The following is a 15,855-nucleotide window of genomic DNA, read 5'->3' on the forward strand; positions in this document are numbered from 1 at the left end:
CGCATAGGTTGTCGCGCAGGCAGCAAGGGCCAGCAACAGGGCAAATCCAAATAGCCGCATCATCTGTCCTTCCGCCGTCGTTCAAGGTTCAGCCTGATACCATTTTCCGACCGCAACGTCAGCCGCGCAATTGGTTCGGGGACATGGCCCTCAACCGGGGAGACTGTCCAGTCCCGCATGATCGTCGCCAAAATGATGACCGCTTCCTGCAGCGCGAAGGCCGCGCCCAGGCAAACCCGCGGGCCTTTGGAGAAGGGGAAATAGGCTTTTTGTTCCGACGCCTTGGTCTCGGCGCGGCCAAAGCGATCGGGGTCAAACCGGTCCGGATCATCCCAATGTTCAGTGTGGCGATGCTCGAGGAGTGGCGAGATGAACAGGATCGCACCCGGCATGATCTGCTTGCCGCGCATCTCCTGTTCTTCCGTCGCATCGCGCGGAATGAAGGCAACCGGCGGGTAGAGGCGCAGCGTTTCGCGAAACACATCGCGGGTGAAAGGCAGCATGCGCATCTTGGAGAATTCGAGCGGGCCGTCTGCAAACACCGCATCGGCCTCCGCCTGCAAGCGCGCCTGAACATCGGGGCATTGCGCGATCAGGTACAGCGCCCAGGCGAGTGCCGAAGCAGATGTCTCGTGCCCGGCCAGGAACATGATGCCGATCTGGTCAACCAGTTCGCGTTCATTGAAACGCTTGCCAGTCTCAGGATCGACAGCATTGATAAAGCTCGCCAGCATATCGCGATCCGGCACATCGTCCCCACGATCTATGGCCGCAAGCCGCTCGCGAACAGGCGCATGCAGCAATTCTCGAATCGTTCCGGCCGATTTCCGCGCGCGGAGACGACCGACGGACAGCCATTGCGGCACACCGGCCAGCGTCCAGACACCATGCTGCCACGCGAGATGCTGAAACCGCTCGAAATTCTCGAAAATGATCTTTGCTTCTTCGCGCGTGAAAGCGCGGGAATAGATGGTGCGGAAAATGACGTCCGCGGTCACATGCGTCATCTCGAGATCAGCTTCGCTATTCTCGCCGACAGCTCCGGCATCAAAACGCTCGGCCATTGCATCGGCAGCGGCCAGCATTAGCGGGAAGATCGCCTTGATCCGCGTGCCTTCAAACGCCGGATCCATCATCCGGCGTTGCTGCTTCCACAAATCCCCGTTCGACACGAATATGCTCTCGCCCAGCAGCAGTTCGAGCATCGTCGCCATGAGATCGGATTTTGGATAGCGATCGACATCGCCCAGCAGGATATTCTGGACGAGATCGGGCTGGTTCACGAAATACATGGTCCGCCGGGGCAGCCGTACTTCGCCAAGCTTCATTGAATAGCTGTTCGCATAGAGTGGCGCGGTCGAGGAATGAAAACTCTTTATGAAGCGCGCCAAGGGCCCCAGTTTCTTAGGATTGCCTGCGGGCTTTGGAGGGATGAGATCGGTCATCTCACCGCTTTCATGCGCCCACGGCGCAACCGGGTAAAGTCTCGCACAGTGGGGCGGTGGGCGAAGCGATCGGCCAGTGTCTGCGGTCCGGCGGTGATTGCGAAATAATCATAATCGCCGGTTCGCGCACCCGCCATGATGTACTGAAAGTGCAATCGCATCCAGTTACGCGAGGGTTTTGCAAATTCTTCCTCAGGCATAATCTCGTGAAACTTTGCATTGAGCAGCTTCGGATTGTGGCGCTCTGTGTTGCGATCGCCAATCGCTGTGTACGGATCGACCAGTGCAAAGCAGGCGCCGTCGGGCGGCGCTGAAATATCGACCCAATCTACAGAATCGCTCTCGGCTACAGCCGCGATTTCATCGCGCATCGCGCCTGCTTCGGGTAACCAAGCGAGCCACATCACCGTTTGTCCAACCGTGAGCAGGGACAGCGTCGGCGCATCATCTGGAAGATCGTCCAGCGCTCGGCTCATCACCGCGATAGCAAGCGCCGCGCCATAGCTATGTCCGACGACCATGATCTCGTCGACACCCCCATCTGCAATCCGTGCTTTCAGCAGATCCCCAAATGCATCGCGTCGACGGTCCAGCACGTGCGTCCGGCTTTGCTCTTCGCGTTCGTGAAAACTCAATATCCGCCCAACCCAAGTCAGGTTGAATTTCTGTTCGAGCTGATAGGCCAGCCACAGCAAAGCCACACCGATCGCGAGACCGCCCAACAGGCCCAGAATCCCGATCAAGAGATAGCCTGCAACACCCAGACCAATGCCGAAGATCAACAGAATCAGGATCGCAATCGCTGGCATCGTGGCCGTTACACCGGCGGGCCAGCTCCATTGGAAGGTCTTCGCAAACACGCCAGAGCGCAACGCCCTCCAGGATGCGGTCAATGTTACCCAGGCCAGTCTGATCGGGCGTTTTACCCAGAATTGGCGAACGATATCATCCCATTCGCAATAGAGATATTCGGTTTCGACAGATTCTTCCTCGCCGCCATAGTGGACATCCCAGCGATAAACATGGTCGCTCTGGCGGGACCGTTTTCCAACATCAATTTTATAACCTGACACAGAAGATTGTTTTTCCGCTTCCGACCGATAGAGCTGGTGATAGTGACGTATCCCTCGCGGATCGAAACCGCTCAGATAGAGGACGAGGCGACGACGGACGCTACTCATCGCCGAAATTGGTTCACGACTTCATAGGCCATAACGGCCGTCGCGACCGCCGCGTTCAAGCTGTCAGCTTTTCCATGCATCGGCATTTTGACAAGAAGATCGCATGCCTCTGTATAGTCTGCAGGCAATCCCGCTGATTCATTGCCAGTAAGCACGAAGCAAGGACGTGCATAATCGGGTTCTTGATAGTCCAGCTCGGCATCAAGGCTAGTGCCGACCAGTTGTCCTTCGCCGGCTCTCAACCAGACCAGGAATTCACCCCAACTCGCGGTTGCGAGCGCTTGTGTAAAAACCGCACCCATCGACGCGCGAATTGCCTCCACGGAAAAAGGATCAACGCAGTCATCGATCAAGATCAGCCCGCCCGCTCCCACAGCATCTCCCGTGCGGAGCATTGTGCCAAGATTGCCCGGATCTCGAAGGGCTTGGGCGACCAGCCAAATGTCAGCCGTCGATCGGTCGATCTTGGCAAGACTGGTGTCGAATTCAGGATATATCCCAACAACGGCTTGAGGATTATCCTTTCCCGAAAGCTTGGTGAGGATCTGCCGAGTGGTGTTTACTGCCATGCCGCCAGCATTTTCAGTCGCTTGGATCAATGCCTGCGCGCGCGGATGCCTGGCGCTATCATCGGCGTAGAAGATATATTCCGGCATGTGGCCGCTTTGCTGAGCCTCAGAAAGTATCCGCAAGCCCTCGGCAAGGAAACGACCTTCGGCCCGACGATTTTTCTTGTCGCGCAGCGATCGCGCCCATTTTACCAACGGGTTGGAATATGCGGAAATCTCTCGGGGCAGGGGTCAATCCTCCCCAAATTTGGACTCAACCAGCTCAGCCAATTGCGCCACAGCCTCCTCGGCACCATCGCCGCTTGCACTGATTGTGATCGTATCGCCCATGGCCGCACCAAGCATCATCAGGTCAAGGATCGAAGATCCGGCAACAGTCTGGCTTTCGCGGGAGACTTGAATGTCCGCATCCAATTCGCTGACCATCGTAACAAACTTGCTGCTGGCTCGGGCGTGCAGGCCGCGCTGATTACAGATGGTGACCGTCCGTTCCGTGCTGCTCAAGCCGCTTGCCCCAGTATTTCAGACGCTACGGAAATATATTTCTTACCGGCATCACGCGCAGCGGCAACCGCATCGGTAACCGACATGGACTGACGCGCGCTTGCAAGCCGGATCAACATCGGCAGATTCATGCCGGCGATTACTTCTACCTTTTCGGGTCGCATCAGTGAAATGGAGAGGTTTGATGGAGTTCCACCAAAAAGGTCAGTCAGGACGATCACGCCCTCACCATCTTCAACCTTTTCAACGGCTTCGGCGATTTCTTGTCGCCGTTCCTCCATATCATCATCGGGGCCGATACAAATGGCCTCGATCAGCTCTTGCGAACCAACAACATGTTCCATCGCGACGACAAATTCACGGGCTAGATTGCCGTGCGTCACCAGAACCAGTCCGATCATTCAATCACCTGCAATATCATTTTTGGCCGCTGCGACCCTTTCGACGGAATCAGTCGACGGGAAGGCCAAATCACGGTGCGAGACCGTGGGCGAAAATCCGGCTTCACGCAACCGTTTGCCGACCCGTTCGGCAACATGGACCGATCGATGGCGGCCGCCTGTACAGCCAAATCCCAAGGTAATGTATGATTTTCCTTCTGCCTGATAACGCGGCAGCAGGATTTCAATGAGCTCTTCGATACGGCTAACCGCCTCCTCATAAGCCGGATCATCGGCGATATAGGCACCGACCGCATCATCGAGTCCGGTCTGGGTCCGCAAGTTTGGATCCCAGTGCGGATTGCGCAAGAAACGCATATCGAAAACCAAATCTGAATTGCGCAATATGCCGCGCGCAAAGCCAAATGAGGCAACCGTGATGACCAGTTCATCCGTGCTGCCAGCCCCAAAGCGGGTTCTCAGGTCTTTTTGCAGGTCACTTGGCGAACAGTCAGTTGTGTCAATTACATAGTTTGCCCAGCGTCGAAGCGGCGTCATCATCTCCCGCTCAAGCCCGATTCCTTCTTCAGCTGGACGATCAAGTGCCAATGGATGGCGTCGCCGCGTTTCGGAAAAGCGGCGCTGGAGTTCCGATCCACTGCAATCCAGGAAGACCGTTTCGATCTCCAAGCTGTGGCTCTCGGAAATGGCTTTGATGCGTTCGACAATGGCTGCGGCGTTGAATCCGCGTGTCCGGCTGTCGATTCCGATCGCTATGGACCGTTCCGTTTTCGATGGATCAAGCGGCACGCTGATCTCGAACAGCTTGTCGAACAGGCTGAGCGGAAGATTGTCGACCGTTTCCCAACCCATATCCTCAAATGTCCGCAGTGCGGTCGATTTACCGGCACCTGACATCCCCGTAACCAACAATATGCGGCGATCGGACGGTGTGGCCTCACTCATGGGCGCGCCATGGGAAAGGAAATTGTAAATCGGGCGCCTTGTGCAGAATTGTCACGGTTTTCAGCCCTGATCGTTCCATCATGGCCTTCGACAATAGCCTTTGCGATCGCCAGACCCAATCCCGAATGCTTACCGAAATCTTCGTCCGAGGGGCGGATGCTATGAAAACGCCGAAAAATTTCTTCGCGCTGTTCTTCAGCAATGCCTGGGCCTTCATCTTCGACGTTGATAAATACGTCATCGCCATCGCCCGTCGCGGCGATCCTGACGGTCCCGCCTTGCGGTGAAAAAGAGACCGCATTGTCGAGTAGATTTTCAAACACGCGCGCCAGTTGAGAGGCTTCACCCATGATAATCGCGCTGCCTGTCCGGGGTCGGCCGAAGGCAATCCGAACGCCACTGTCACGCCCTCTTTCGCTTCGGCCCTGAACAATCCCGCCAATCAGATCGCCGATATCAACCCGCTCGAAATTGGTCCGGGAGAGTTCGGCGTCGATACGCGAGGCGCTCGAGATATCAGTGATCAGCCGATCGAGTCGACGAACATCGTCTTTGACCACATCGAGCAACTGCGCCTGAAGCTCCGGGTCCTGAATCTTATGAAGTGTATCGACAGCAGAGCTCAGTGACGCGAGTGGGTTTTTCAGCTCATGGGCAACGTCAGCCGCAAAAGCTTCAGTCGCATCAATTCGTTCGCGAAGCGCCTGGCTCATGTCCGACAAAGCGCGGGCGAGCATGCCAATTTCATCGCGCCGATCTGGCAACCTTGGGAGTACCACTTCTCGGGCTCGGCCGAGCCGCACCCTTTTTGCCGCAAGAGAGAGGCGCCGCAAAGGACGGACAATCGTGCGCGCAAGGAACAGCGACAACAAGACAGATACAATGGCAGCGACAAAGATGATTATGCCGAGCCGAAGCCGCTCGTTGCGCACGTCACCCCGGATATCCCTTGCATTCGCTGTTATGAGCGCCACCGACCCGGCGTCAGCATCAAGCGGCACCGCTACCGAAACCATCGGCGTTCTATCCGGCGCCAGCGCCAATTGTGACGCGCTGACCCGAGAATCCGGAACTTCAACGGCAAAGTCCCAAACCGAAAATTGATCAACCTCGGGCTCGCGAAAGCGGGGTAGGGGCTCTGCATTAACAACTGCTTCGATACTGCGGTCCATCCAACGGGCCACGCTGCGGCGCCAGGGTTCGGTCGCCGGGTCTCGGTTGATATAAGTCGGTTCGGCTTCCTGCCAGCTATCGAGGGTCAGCATACCATCATCGCCATAGATCCTGATCCGATGGCCGCTGCGGGTTCCGAGTGCCGCGATAACAGAAGCACGTTCGTCGGGCGTTGCGCGATTGATGACATTGGCAATCAGTTCGGCCTGGGTCTCGGTTTGCCGGGTTCGTTCGTCCAGCAAGCGCACACGATAATTGTCGAGCCAGAAAAAACTGCCAGCAAGCAATGCGATTGCAAAGATGTTGACGGCCAGAATCCGGCTGGTCAGCGACCATCGCGCTGACCATCGCAGGTCAAGATCTTCGTTCCGGCTCACTTATTCTTCGGCGAAGCGATAGCCGACGCCATAGAGTGTCTCGATGGCATCAAATTCTCCATCGACCTGACGAAATTTGCGCCGCAGGCGCTTGATGTGACTGTCGATTGTGCGATCGTCGACATAGACATCATCGGTATAGGCTGCGTCCATCAGTTGATCGCGCGATTTGACGATACCGGGACGGGCGGCAAGCGATTCCAGGATCATGAACTCGGTAACGGTCAGGGTCACATTCTGGCCCGCCCAGCTGACCCTGTGACGCGCCGGATCCATCTCCAACCGACCGCGCACGATAGGCTCAAGCATCTCTTCGGTCTGTTCGTCAGCGCCATTGCCCTGCGATGCCAGTTCCGAGCGTCGAAGAATCGCACGAATGCGTGCAATCAACAGCCGTTGAGAAAAGGGTTTTGCGATATAGTCATCGGCGCCCATTGCGAGGCCCAGAGCCTCATCCAGCTCATCATCCTTTGATGTCAGGAAAATCACTGGAATAGCGCTTTTCTCGCGCAGTCGGCGCAACAATTCCATACCGTCCATTTGCGGCATTTTGATATCGAGCACGGCCAGGTCCGGCGGGTTCTCGATCAGGGCCTTCAATGCGGTCTCGCCATCCGAATAGATTCGGGTCGCAAAACCTTCGGATTGAAGGGCGATCGAAACGGATGTCAAAATATTCTTGTCGTCATCGACAAGGGCAATCGTTGCGGTCATTCAAATACCGTAATCTAGGGTTCTTGGGCCTGCCTAGCGGCCTCGGGACGTCGCGGCAATGGGCGCTTTTACCCGAGAATTGGATAGAGCGCGTTGATTTTTTCGCTGCCAACTGCTTAGGCCGTGATCAAGTGATCGCGGCGCTTCCCCGGCTGCCAGATCCCTTCCGGATTTTCTTAGGAGACCTAACTTGTCCTCTCGCATCCCCGCTTTCGATTTGGCCAAACAGGGCGTCGATACCGGATCCGCTGATTTACACTGGAATCTCATGACCTCGCCGTTGATCGAAACATCGGTTCAGCGCGGCGAAGGCCGGCTTGCCAAGCACGGCCCATTGGTCGTTGAAACGGGCAAGCACACCGGCCGCTCGGCGAATGACAAATTCATCGTCCGCGATGGCGAAACCGAAGACAGCGTCTGGTGGGGCAAGGTCAACGTCCCGATGACGCCTGAGCATTTCGCCGCCCTGAAGGAAGACTTCATGGCCGAAGTCGCGAAGAAGGACACGCTGTTTGTCCAGGATCTTTACGGCGGATCGCAGCCGGATCACCGCGTCCGGGTGCGAGTTATCAATGAGCTTGCATGGCATAATCTTTTCATCCGAACGCTGCTCTGCCGTCCGGAAGCCAATGAACTTCCAGGTTTTGAGCCTGAATATACGATCATCGACCTGCCAAGTTTCCAGGCCGATCCCGAGCGCCACGGAACGCGATCGGAGACGGTTGTCGCGGTAAACCTCTCGGAAAAACTGATCCTGATCGGCGGCACCAAATATGCCGGCGAAATGAAGAAATCGGTATTCGGTATCCTGAACTACAAGCTGCCAGTAGACGGCATCATGCCGATGCATTGCTCGGCCAATATCAGCCCGGAAGGCGATACCGCGATCTTCTTCGGCCTGTCCGGCACCGGCAAGACAACCCTGTCGGCCGATGCAAGCCGCACCTTGATTGGCGACGATGAGCATGGCTGGTCAGATACCGCCGTCTTCAACTTTGAAGGGGGCTGCTATGCGAAGATGATCCGGCTGTCCGAAGAAGCGGAACCGGAAATCTACGCGACCACCAGGCGTTTCGGCACGGTGCTCGAAAATGTGGTGATGGACCCTGACACGCGCGAACTCGACTTTGACGATGCCAGCCTCGCGGAAAATAGCCGCGGCGCCTATCCAATCGACTTCATCCCGAACAGCTCGGAAGAAAATTTGGGGCCGGTCCCGAAAAATGTGATCATGCTGACCGCCGATGCCTTTGGTGTTCTGCCTCCAATTGCGCGACTAACGCCGGATCAGGCCATGTATCACTTCCTGTCCGGATACACTGCCAAGGTCGCCGGCACCGAAATCGGTGTGACCGAGCCGCAGGCGACTTTCTCCACCTGTTTCGGCGCCCCGTTCATGCCACGTCATCCGAGCATTTACGGCAATCTGCTGAAAGAGCGCATCGCCAAGGGAGGCGTGAATTGCTGGCTCGTCAATACGGGCTGGACCGGCGGAAAATATGGTGAAGGCCATCGCATGCCGATCAAGGCGACCCGCGCGCTGCTCAATGCTGCGCTCGACGGCAGCTTGAATCATGTCGAATTCCGCAATGACGGCAATTTCGGCTTTGATGTCCCGGTCTCAGTGCCGGGTGTCGATGACGCCATTCTCGATCCGCGTGGAACCTGGGCCGATGCTGAAGCGTATGATGAGATGGCAGCCAAGTTGGTCGGCCTGTTTATCGAGAATTTCAGCCAGTTCGAAGAACATGTCGATCAGGGTGTTCGCGAAGCGGCACCTACCGCAGCCTGAACGGTCTCACATATCCCAAAGGGGGAAATATCATGGGCATTCTAGACGGAATCCTTTCGCAAGCTGGTGACAGTCTCAATCTCGACGACCTGGCATCCCAAGTTGGCCTTTCGTCCGAGCAACTGCGGTCTGGCGCCGATTCAATCCTTGGCCAACTGGCTGGAGATGGCACTGATGACCCGCAAGAAGCGGCGGCAGAAGCGGCTAATCAGACTGGCCTACCGCTCGATCGCCTTGAGCAACTCCTGCCACAGCTCACCCAGCAGCTGGGACTGGGAGATGGCAGCGATTCCGAAGAAGGCGGCCTTGGCGGCTTACTGGAACAGGCCAAGGGTTTCCTCGACCAAGATGGTGATGGAAGCCCGCTCGATGATGTCGCCGATATGGCGAAAGGGCTGTTCAACCGATAAATTCGGGACGCAGAACGTCACATACGAAAAAGGGCGCTGCCGATATGTCGGTAGCGCCCTTTTTTCTTACGATCTTACACGGCTATCATTTCAGCTCATCAGGCACTCGCGCACCATTGGCTGCCAGCTTTTTCATCACTTCCTTGTGCAGCCAGATATTGTCTTCGGCAGTGCCGGAATAATCTTCCCGGCCGATTTCTTGCGCAAGTTCCTTGCGATTGCCGTAGCTCGGATCGAGATCGAGCAGCCGGAAAAGGTCGGCGACCGAAGTTTTCCAGTTGTAATCACCCGGCTTGGAGGCTGCGCGCGCCGATAGCACAGCGTCGAGATCTCCATTGCCGCCCCAAAAACCACCCGTATCTACAAGGCCAGCATCGCTTGCCGTTTCATTCACTTCCTGAACCGTTTTATCGATTCCATCCTTGATCATATCGAACATACCCATGCCACTTTCCCCTCTACTGTGTTGCTATTCTTGATAACGGACGCGGATAATCTTCGTTCCGTATTGGTTTGAATTAGGTCGTATCGCTTTTCGGCAGGGCGTCAATCGGTTCAACCGCCAATCGGTTGCCTTCCGCGCCGACAATTTTCATCCGGGTGCCAATTTCCGCATCCGGGCCATTGGCAGACCAGACACTGTCGCCGACTTTCACTCTGCCTGATCCGCCATCGATAGGTTCGACCACCTCGACCGTCTGCCCAATCATCTGCGCGACGCGAGCATTGAGGAGGGGAGCGCTTGAGAGAATCGGATAGACGTCAAACCAGCGCTTGGCGACATAGACTGAGGCGACTGACGCAGCGGCAAATAACAGGAACTGCAAGATAATCGGAATCGGCAATGCAAAGCTGAGCAGGCCGGTAAGAATGGCAGCCCCTCCCAGGAACATAAGATAGGCTCCCGGAGCTATCATTTCGGTGATCAGCAGCAACACGCCGAAAATCAGCCAGATCGCGTCGCCCGAAATCTCCATGCCGCCAATATTCATCTGCCAATCCCCAAATTACTGTCCCGACCGCGGCGGCCGGCCTGGTACTGTGACATTATCCTTGGAACCGCCGAGCGCTTCCTTGGCCAGTTCACCAATGCCTCCCAGAGTACCGATCAGCTGCGTCGCCTCTATCGGGAACAGGATCGTCTTTGCATTGGGCGAATTGGCAAACTCTGACACTGTCTTCACATAGTCCTGCGCAATGAAATAGTTGATTGCCTGGGCATTTCCGCCCGCAATGGCGTCTGACACCATTTGCGTTGCCTTCGCCTCGGCTTCGGCCTCGCGTTCGCGAGCTTCGGCATCGCGGAAGGCAGCCTCGCGGCGTCCTTCGGCCTCAAGAATATTGCCCTGCTTTTCACCTTCGGCCTTGAGGATCTCTGCCGTTTTTTCACCCTCTGCTTCTAGGATGGTAGCGCGCTTTTCACGCTCCGCTTTCATCTGCCGCGCCATTGCATCAACAATGTCATGCGGTGGACGGATATCTTTCACCTCGACGCGCGTAATCTTGATACCCCAAGGCGTGGTCGCATCGTCGACAACCGACAGCAAGCGCGCATTGATCTCATCACGTTTCGACAAGGTCTCATCGAGGTCCATAGAGCCCATCACCGTGCGAAGGTTGGTCGTCACAAGGTTCAAAATCGCATTGTAGAGATCGGACACCTCATAAGCGGCCTTGGCGGCATCGAGCACCTGGAAGAACACAACGCCATCGGTGGAGATCATCGCATTGTCTTTGGTGATGATTTCCTGGCCCGGGATATCGAGCACCTGTTCCATCATGTTTACCTTGCGGCCAACCCGATAGAAGAACGGCATGAAGAAGTTGAAGCCGGGTTGCGCTACGGTCGTAAATCGACCGAAGTACTCAATCGTATAATTGTACCCCTGACGAACAATCTTGATGCCCAGAACCACAAAAATAATTGCCAATACGGCAATGAATAAAACCAGCCCAAAAAAGCCTTCCATCACAATGCTCCTTCCGCGTTTCCGCTAATATAGCCGCAAATCGCGCATAAACCTATGCCCTTACCCACGATCCACGCCGTTACCGAAAAGTCATTGGGCGAGATGAGTTGCGGTTTGTCGAAGCGGATGGGCACCCAACTTGCTTGCCGGATAGTGAGCTGCCAATGAAATCCGATGTTTCTTCGATTTTTCGGCCTGATCTTGGCCATTTTCCTCGCCCTACCGGCTTCTGCGCAACGACTTCCGAATGAAGGTGACTTGCGTCGGCATATCGAAATTCTTGCCAGTGAAGAATTTGAAGGTCGCCAACCCGGAACCGCAGGTGAAGCGCTGACAGCAAGCTATATTGCATCAGAGTTTTCCGCAGCAGGCATATTGCCGGGGTATCATGGCAATTACCTGCAAGCAGTCGCTCTCGTTGATAGATCCGACGCCAGAGCGATACTGATCGGATCGAACAATGACGATCTCGACAGCGTGGATGGGGAGATCATCGCGCTTGGCAATCAGGAAGATGTGTCGATCGATGGCCTGCCCGTCACCTTTGTGGGTTACGGCCTGGAAGCTGGCGAAACTGACACTAGCAGCACCACAGATGTTCGTTTTGATGGACAGGCTGTCCTGCTTCTCCGCGGGGCGCCTGAGGGCATAGACAATCCACCATCATTTCGAACTCGGCTCGCCTTTTATCGCGAGCGCGGTGCAACCGCGATTATCGGTATCGCATTGCCGGACACGCCATGGGATGCATCGCTGAACAGTTTACGCTTCAGGCAAACCTATTTCGCATCCGATGCGCGTTCGCCAGTCGAGGCCATCATATCTGCTGCAGCATATGACCGGCATTTAGCGGGGAGCCTCGGTGCCTATGCGGAACTTACTAGGTCCGCACAGGCGCAAGAATTCACCAGACAGTTGTTCGATCTGCAGATCAGTCTTCGGGTCACAACTCGTGTGGATCGGTATGACGGCATCAATGTCGTGGGATTTATCCCCGGGTCGGGGGCCAGTGGTGAAGCCGTTTTATTCTCGGCCCATCACGATCATTTTGGGATTTGTCGCCCGGAAGATCCCGATAATCAAACCTGTAATGGCGCAGTAGATAATGCCAGTGGCACCGCTGCCGTTATCGAAGTCGCCCGAGCACTGGCCGCTGATGAACAAGCGGAGCGGGACATTTATTTCGTGACAACAACCGCGGAAGAAAGCGGGTTGCTGGGTGCAATTGCCTTTGCCGAGGCACCGCCTCTGCCGCTTGAGAACATCCTGGCCGTCTTCAACCTAGACACTATCGCAATTGCGCCACGCGGCGCGGCGGTGGGCATCATCGGACGGGGCATGACGCCGCTGGATACGCTGATTGATCAGGTGGCGATCGAATATGGCAGAACTGTCGATACGGGATTGGAAATGAACAGCTTCGTTCGGCGCAATGATGCTTGGGCCTTTATGGAACGCGGCGTTGCCGCCGTGATGGTGGGTGGGTCTTTTACCGATCCGGAACTGCTGAACGGGTTCCTGAGCGGGCGCTATCATCGCAACACGGATGAGATAGACGGTATTGAGCTCGGTGGAGCGCATGAAGATACACTCCTCCACATCGGATTGGGCCGGGCATTTTCCGATCCTCAACGATATCCGACACCTGAGCGCTAGCAACCGGCGCGCTTCCCTCCTATAGGAACGCGACAGCGAATCTCGAGCAAGGTGAACGCGGTCATGGAAATCAGTGAAGGACTCACATTTGACGATGTCCTTTTGCGCCCGGCAGAGTCCGAAATTCTGCCCAGCGCAGCAGATACAACAACGCGGCTAACCCGCGATATCGGGCTGAATATTCCCATTCTTTCTGCTGCGATGGACACGGTCACCGAGGCCGACATGGCAATTGTCATGGCCCAGTTGGGTGGCATCGGCGTGCTCCACCGCAACCTTTCGGTTGAGGAGCAAGCCGCTGCGGTCCGCGCCGTGAAACGCTTTGAGAGCGGGATGGTTGTCAATCCGATCACCATGGCGCCTGACCAGCGGCTCGCAGAAGCGCTCGATCTGATGGAGCGCAACAAGATATCCGGGATTCCGATTACCGAAAGCAGCGGAAAGCTTGTCGGCATCCTGACGAACCGAGATGTCCGCTTTGCAGAGAATCCGGATCAGCCGGTCTCCGAGCTGATGACGAAGGACAATCTTGCGACGGTCGGGCAGGGGGTTACCCAGGAAGAAGCACGACGCCTGCTGCACCAGCGGCGGATCGAAAAGCTGATTGTCGTCGATGACGATTATCGCTGTGTTGGCCTGATTACGGTGAAGGATATCGAGAAAGCCGTTACCTATCCGGACGCAACCAAGGATGATTCCGCGCGGCTGCGTGTGGCGGGTGCGACGACGGTTGGTGACAAGGGTTTTGAGCGAACAGAAGCTCTCATCGATGCGGAATGCGATCTGATCATAATCGATACCGCACATGGTCATAACCGATCTGTCGGTGAGGCCGTTGAGCGGGTGAAGAAGCTTTCCAATTCTGTCCAGGTCGTGGCTGGCAATGTCGCGACAGCCGAGGGCGCCCGCGCGCTGGTCGATGCTGGCGCGGACGGGATCAAGATTGGGATCGGTCCGGGCTCGATCTGCACGACGCGGGTGGTGGCTGGTGTTGGTGTGCCGCAACTGACTGCCGTTATGGAATCGTCGGAAGAGGCGGCAAAATCGGGCGTTCCGGTGATCGCCGATGGGGGTTTGCGGACCTCTGGCGATGTCGCGAAAGCACTGGCTGCAGGCGCGTCGACGGTGATGATCGGATCGCTCTTGGCCGGTACTGCCGAGGCACCAGGTGAGACGTTCCTGTATCAAGGTCGCTCATACAAAAGCTATCGCGGCATGGGCTCTGTCGGCGCAATGGCGCGTGGCTCCGCCGATCGCTACTTCCAACAGGATGTCACCGAACAGCTCAAACTGGTTCCCGAGGGTATTGAGGGCCAGGTGCCGTTCAAGGGCCCGGCCAAGGATGTGATCCATCAGCTTGTCGGCGGCGTGAAAGCGGCGATGGGCTATACTGGTTCTCCGACGATTGATGCGTTGCAGAAGCGCGCGTCCTTCCTGCGGATCACCAATGCGGGCCTGCGCGAAAGCCATGTCCATGACGTGTCGATCACGCGCGAAGCCCCCAACTATCCGACCCGCTAGCCAATGACTCCGGCCGCGCGCATCCAGGCGGCAATTGAGTTGCTCGATGCGATCATTGCGGCGTCCCATAATAATGGGGCAGCGGCGGACACGCTCATCAAACGCTATTTTCGGGAACGCCGCTATGCGGGCTCTAAGGATCGGCGGGCGGTGCGCGATCTCGTCTATCGCGCGATCCGCCGCTATGGCAGCGCGCCGCACAATGGTCGGGCAGCACTGGTTGGACTGACCCAGGATGAACCGGAGTTGCGGGAGCATTTCGATGGTTCGCAGCATGGCCCCGCGCGGTTGGCGAGTAACGAAGTTGGCTCGCTGCCCACTGAAATTCCGCCATGGTTGCGGGACAAATTCTCTGACACTGTCGACGATGCAGACGTTGAGAGCCTGTCCGGGCGCGCGCCGCTCGACATTCGCGTCAATCTATCCCGAACAGACCGAAAGAGCGTGGTGCAGGCCATTGATGGCGCGGAGCCGGGGAAAATAAGTCGCTCCGCCGTCCGCCTGCCGCAAGGCTATCCGATCGAGCAACACGCGCTGTGGCAGGACGGATCAGTCGACATTCAGGATGAGGGCAGCCAGCATATCGTTGATTGTTGCGAGGCCGAGCCGGGCATGACGATCATCGATCTGTGCGCAGGTGCCGGCGGCAAGACGCTCGCCCTGCATGAGCATATGGACGGCGAAGGGCGCCTCATCGCGTGCGATATCGATCGCAAACGCCTCTCGCGGCTCGAACCTCGCGCCCAACGCAGCGGCAAGACCAATATCGAACCACGCTTGCTCAATCCTGGCAAAGAAGCCGCTATGCTCGCAGATCTTGATGGCAACGCTGATCTGCTCCTTGTCGATGCACCGTGTAGCGGGACTGGCACATGGCGGCGCAACCCGGAGGCACGCTGGCGGATGTCGGAAAAGGCACTGGAGCGATATGCCGATACGCAAGCCAAGCTGCTGGAAATAGCCGCTCCCCTTGTAAAACCGGGTGGTTATCTGGTCTACATCGTCTGTTCGTTGCTGGCGCAAGAAGGAGACGGGCAAATTCGCAAATTCCTGCAAACTTGTTCCGAATTCAGCAAGGTTGCCCCTGCTAACACTGTTGGGACTGCCGCTGGTGATGGATTTCTGCTCACGCCAGCGCGAAACGACACAGACGGGTTTTTCTTCGCAAGGCTGCAAAGGTCATGCTAGAGGACCGCG

General features: G+C 56.7%; 16 protein-coding genes. 5 read left to right on the forward strand and 11 right to left on the reverse strand.

Going from position 1 to position 15,855, the window contains the following annotated elements; genetic code table 11:
- Positions 1 to 59: 59 nt before the first annotated feature.
- The 8 genes from HFP51_RS04040 to HFP51_RS04075 all read right to left on the reverse strand — a co-directional run bounded on the left by HFP51_RS04040 (position 60) and on the right by HFP51_RS04075 (position 7,309).
- Entirely contained in the window at positions 60 to 1,445 is a 1,386-nt protein-coding gene (locus tag HFP51_RS04040; protein WP_176874485.1) for a cytochrome P450, read from the reverse strand.
- Positions 1,442 to 2,518 (reverse strand): hypothetical protein, encoded by a 1,077-nt coding sequence (locus HFP51_RS04045; protein WP_176874486.1) that lies wholly within the window; start codon positions 2,516 to 2,518, stop codon positions 1,442 to 1,444. Before HFP51_RS04045 ends, HFP51_RS04040 begins: the two co-directional genes overlap by 4 nt.
- A gap of 104 nt (positions 2,519 to 2,622) precedes the next feature.
- Positions 2,623 to 3,423 carry an RNA methyltransferase gene (locus HFP51_RS04050; RefSeq protein WP_176876528.1) on the reverse strand — a complete coding sequence of 267 codons (801 nt, stop codon included), beginning with the start codon at positions 3,421 to 3,423 and terminating at the stop codon, positions 2,623 to 2,625.
- Positions 3,424 to 3,426: 3 nt separating this feature from the next.
- A complete protein-coding gene (locus HFP51_RS04055; protein WP_176874487.1) occupies positions 3,427 to 3,699 on the reverse strand; it encodes an HPr family phosphocarrier protein in 273 nt (90 codons plus the stop codon).
- On the reverse strand, positions 3,696 to 4,100 hold the full coding sequence (locus HFP51_RS04060) for a PTS sugar transporter subunit IIA (protein WP_176874488.1): 405 nt from the start codon (positions 4,098 to 4,100) through the stop codon (positions 3,696 to 3,698). The genes HFP51_RS04055 and HFP51_RS04060 overlap by 4 nt, the downstream gene beginning before the upstream one ends.
- The gene (gene rapZ, locus HFP51_RS04065; RefSeq protein ID WP_176874489.1) at positions 4,101 to 5,045 is read right to left on the reverse strand and encodes an RNase adapter RapZ; all 945 of its coding nucleotides are present in this window, start codon (positions 5,043 to 5,045) and stop codon (positions 4,101 to 4,103) included.
- Positions 5,042 to 6,595: an ATP-binding protein gene (locus tag HFP51_RS04070; protein WP_176874490.1), complete on the reverse strand. Its 1,554-nt coding sequence runs from the start codon at positions 6,593 to 6,595 to the stop codon at positions 5,042 to 5,044. The genes rapZ and HFP51_RS04070 overlap by 4 nt, the downstream gene beginning before the upstream one ends.
- On the reverse strand, positions 6,596 to 7,309 hold the full coding sequence (locus HFP51_RS04075; RefSeq protein WP_176874491.1) for a response regulator transcription factor: 714 nt from the start codon (positions 7,307 to 7,309) through the stop codon (positions 6,596 to 6,598). It abuts the gene before it with no gap.
- 190 nt (positions 7,310 to 7,499) lie between these two features.
- On the opposite strand from HFP51_RS04075, the gene HFP51_RS04080 reads away from it, so the two are divergent.
- Positions 7,500 to 9,101, forward strand: a complete 1,602-nt coding sequence (locus HFP51_RS04080) for a phosphoenolpyruvate carboxykinase (RefSeq protein ID WP_176874492.1) — start codon at positions 7,500 to 7,502, stop codon at positions 9,099 to 9,101.
- A 32-nt stretch (positions 9,102 to 9,133) separates the two neighbouring features.
- Positions 9,134 to 9,511 (forward strand): hypothetical protein, encoded by a 378-nt coding sequence (locus tag HFP51_RS04085; protein ID WP_176874493.1) that lies wholly within the window; start codon positions 9,134 to 9,136, stop codon positions 9,509 to 9,511.
- Between the two features lie 85 nt (positions 9,512 to 9,596).
- Here the strand turns inward: HFP51_RS04085 and HFP51_RS04090 are convergent, their stop codons facing one another.
- The 3 genes from HFP51_RS04090 to HFP51_RS04100 form a co-directional block, all read right to left on the reverse strand.
- Positions 9,597 to 9,956 carry a DUF3597 domain-containing protein gene (locus HFP51_RS04090; protein WP_176874494.1) on the reverse strand — a complete coding sequence of 120 codons (360 nt, stop codon included), beginning with the start codon at positions 9,954 to 9,956 and terminating at the stop codon, positions 9,597 to 9,599.
- Positions 9,957 to 10,029: 73 nt separating this feature from the next.
- A complete protein-coding gene (locus HFP51_RS04095; RefSeq protein ID WP_176874495.1) occupies positions 10,030 to 10,503 on the reverse strand; it encodes an NfeD family protein in 474 nt (157 codons plus the stop codon).
- Positions 10,504 to 10,518: 15 nt separating this feature from the next.
- Positions 10,519 to 11,481 carry an SPFH domain-containing protein gene (locus tag HFP51_RS04100; protein WP_176874496.1) on the reverse strand — a complete coding sequence of 321 codons (963 nt, stop codon included), beginning with the start codon at positions 11,479 to 11,481 and terminating at the stop codon, positions 10,519 to 10,521.
- Between the two features lie 174 nt (positions 11,482 to 11,655).
- Here HFP51_RS04100 and HFP51_RS04105 point away from each other — a divergent pair, with 174 nt between their 5' ends.
- The 3 genes from HFP51_RS04105 to HFP51_RS04115 all read left to right on the forward strand — a co-directional run bounded on the left by HFP51_RS04105 (position 11,656) and on the right by HFP51_RS04115 (position 15,846).
- Positions 11,656 to 13,137 carry a M28 family peptidase gene (locus HFP51_RS04105; protein WP_176874497.1) on the forward strand — a complete coding sequence of 494 codons (1,482 nt, stop codon included), beginning with the start codon at positions 11,656 to 11,658 and terminating at the stop codon, positions 13,135 to 13,137.
- Positions 13,138 to 13,200: 63 nt separating this feature from the next.
- Positions 13,201 to 14,658, forward strand: a complete 1,458-nt coding sequence (gene guaB / locus HFP51_RS04110) for an IMP dehydrogenase (RefSeq protein WP_176874498.1) — start codon at positions 13,201 to 13,203, stop codon at positions 14,656 to 14,658.
- A 3-nt stretch (positions 14,659 to 14,661) separates the two neighbouring features.
- Positions 14,662 to 15,846 carry an RsmB/NOP family class I SAM-dependent RNA methyltransferase gene (locus HFP51_RS04115; protein WP_176874499.1) on the forward strand — a complete coding sequence of 395 codons (1,185 nt, stop codon included), beginning with the start codon at positions 14,662 to 14,664 and terminating at the stop codon, positions 15,844 to 15,846.
- Positions 15,847 to 15,855: the final 9 nt, after the last annotated feature.

Source organism: Parasphingopyxis sp. CP4 (assembly GCF_013378055.1).
Taxonomy (GTDB): Bacteria; Pseudomonadota; Alphaproteobacteria; order Sphingomonadales; family Sphingomonadaceae; genus Parasphingopyxis.

Coding starts and splice junctions, on each gene's coding strand:
- HFP51_RS04040 (WP_176874485.1), bottom strand. CDS start 1,445: ATGACCGATCTCATCCCTCCAAAGCCCGCAGGCAATCCTAAGAAACTG.
- HFP51_RS04060 (WP_176874488.1), bottom strand. CDS start 4,100: ATGATCGGACTGGTTCTGGTGACGCACGGCAATCTAGCCCGTGAATTT.
- rapZ (WP_176874489.1), bottom strand. CDS start 5,045: ATGAGTGAGGCCACACCGTCCGATCGCCGCATATTGTTGGTTACGGGG.
- HFP51_RS04075 (WP_176874491.1), bottom strand. CDS start 7,309: ATGACCGCAACGATTGCCCTTGTCGATGACGACAAGAATATTTTGACA.
- HFP51_RS04085 (WP_176874493.1), top strand. CDS start 9,134: ATGGGCATTCTAGACGGAATCCTTTCGCAAGCTGGTGACAGTCTCAAT.
- HFP51_RS04090 (WP_176874494.1), bottom strand. CDS start 9,956: ATGGGTATGTTCGATATGATCAAGGATGGAATCGATAAAACGGTTCAG.
- HFP51_RS04095 (WP_176874495.1), bottom strand. CDS start 10,503: ATGAATATTGGCGGCATGGAGATTTCGGGCGACGCGATCTGGCTGATT.
- HFP51_RS04100 (WP_176874496.1), bottom strand. CDS start 11,481: ATGGAAGGCTTTTTTGGGCTGGTTTTATTCATTGCCGTATTGGCAATT.
- HFP51_RS04105 (WP_176874497.1), top strand. CDS start 11,656: ATGTTTCTTCGATTTTTCGGCCTGATCTTGGCCATTTTCCTCGCCCTA.
- guaB (WP_176874498.1), top strand. CDS start 13,201: ATGGAAATCAGTGAAGGACTCACATTTGACGATGTCCTTTTGCGCCCG.
- HFP51_RS04115 (WP_176874499.1), top strand. CDS start 14,662: ATGACTCCGGCCGCGCGCATCCAGGCGGCAATTGAGTTGCTCGATGCG.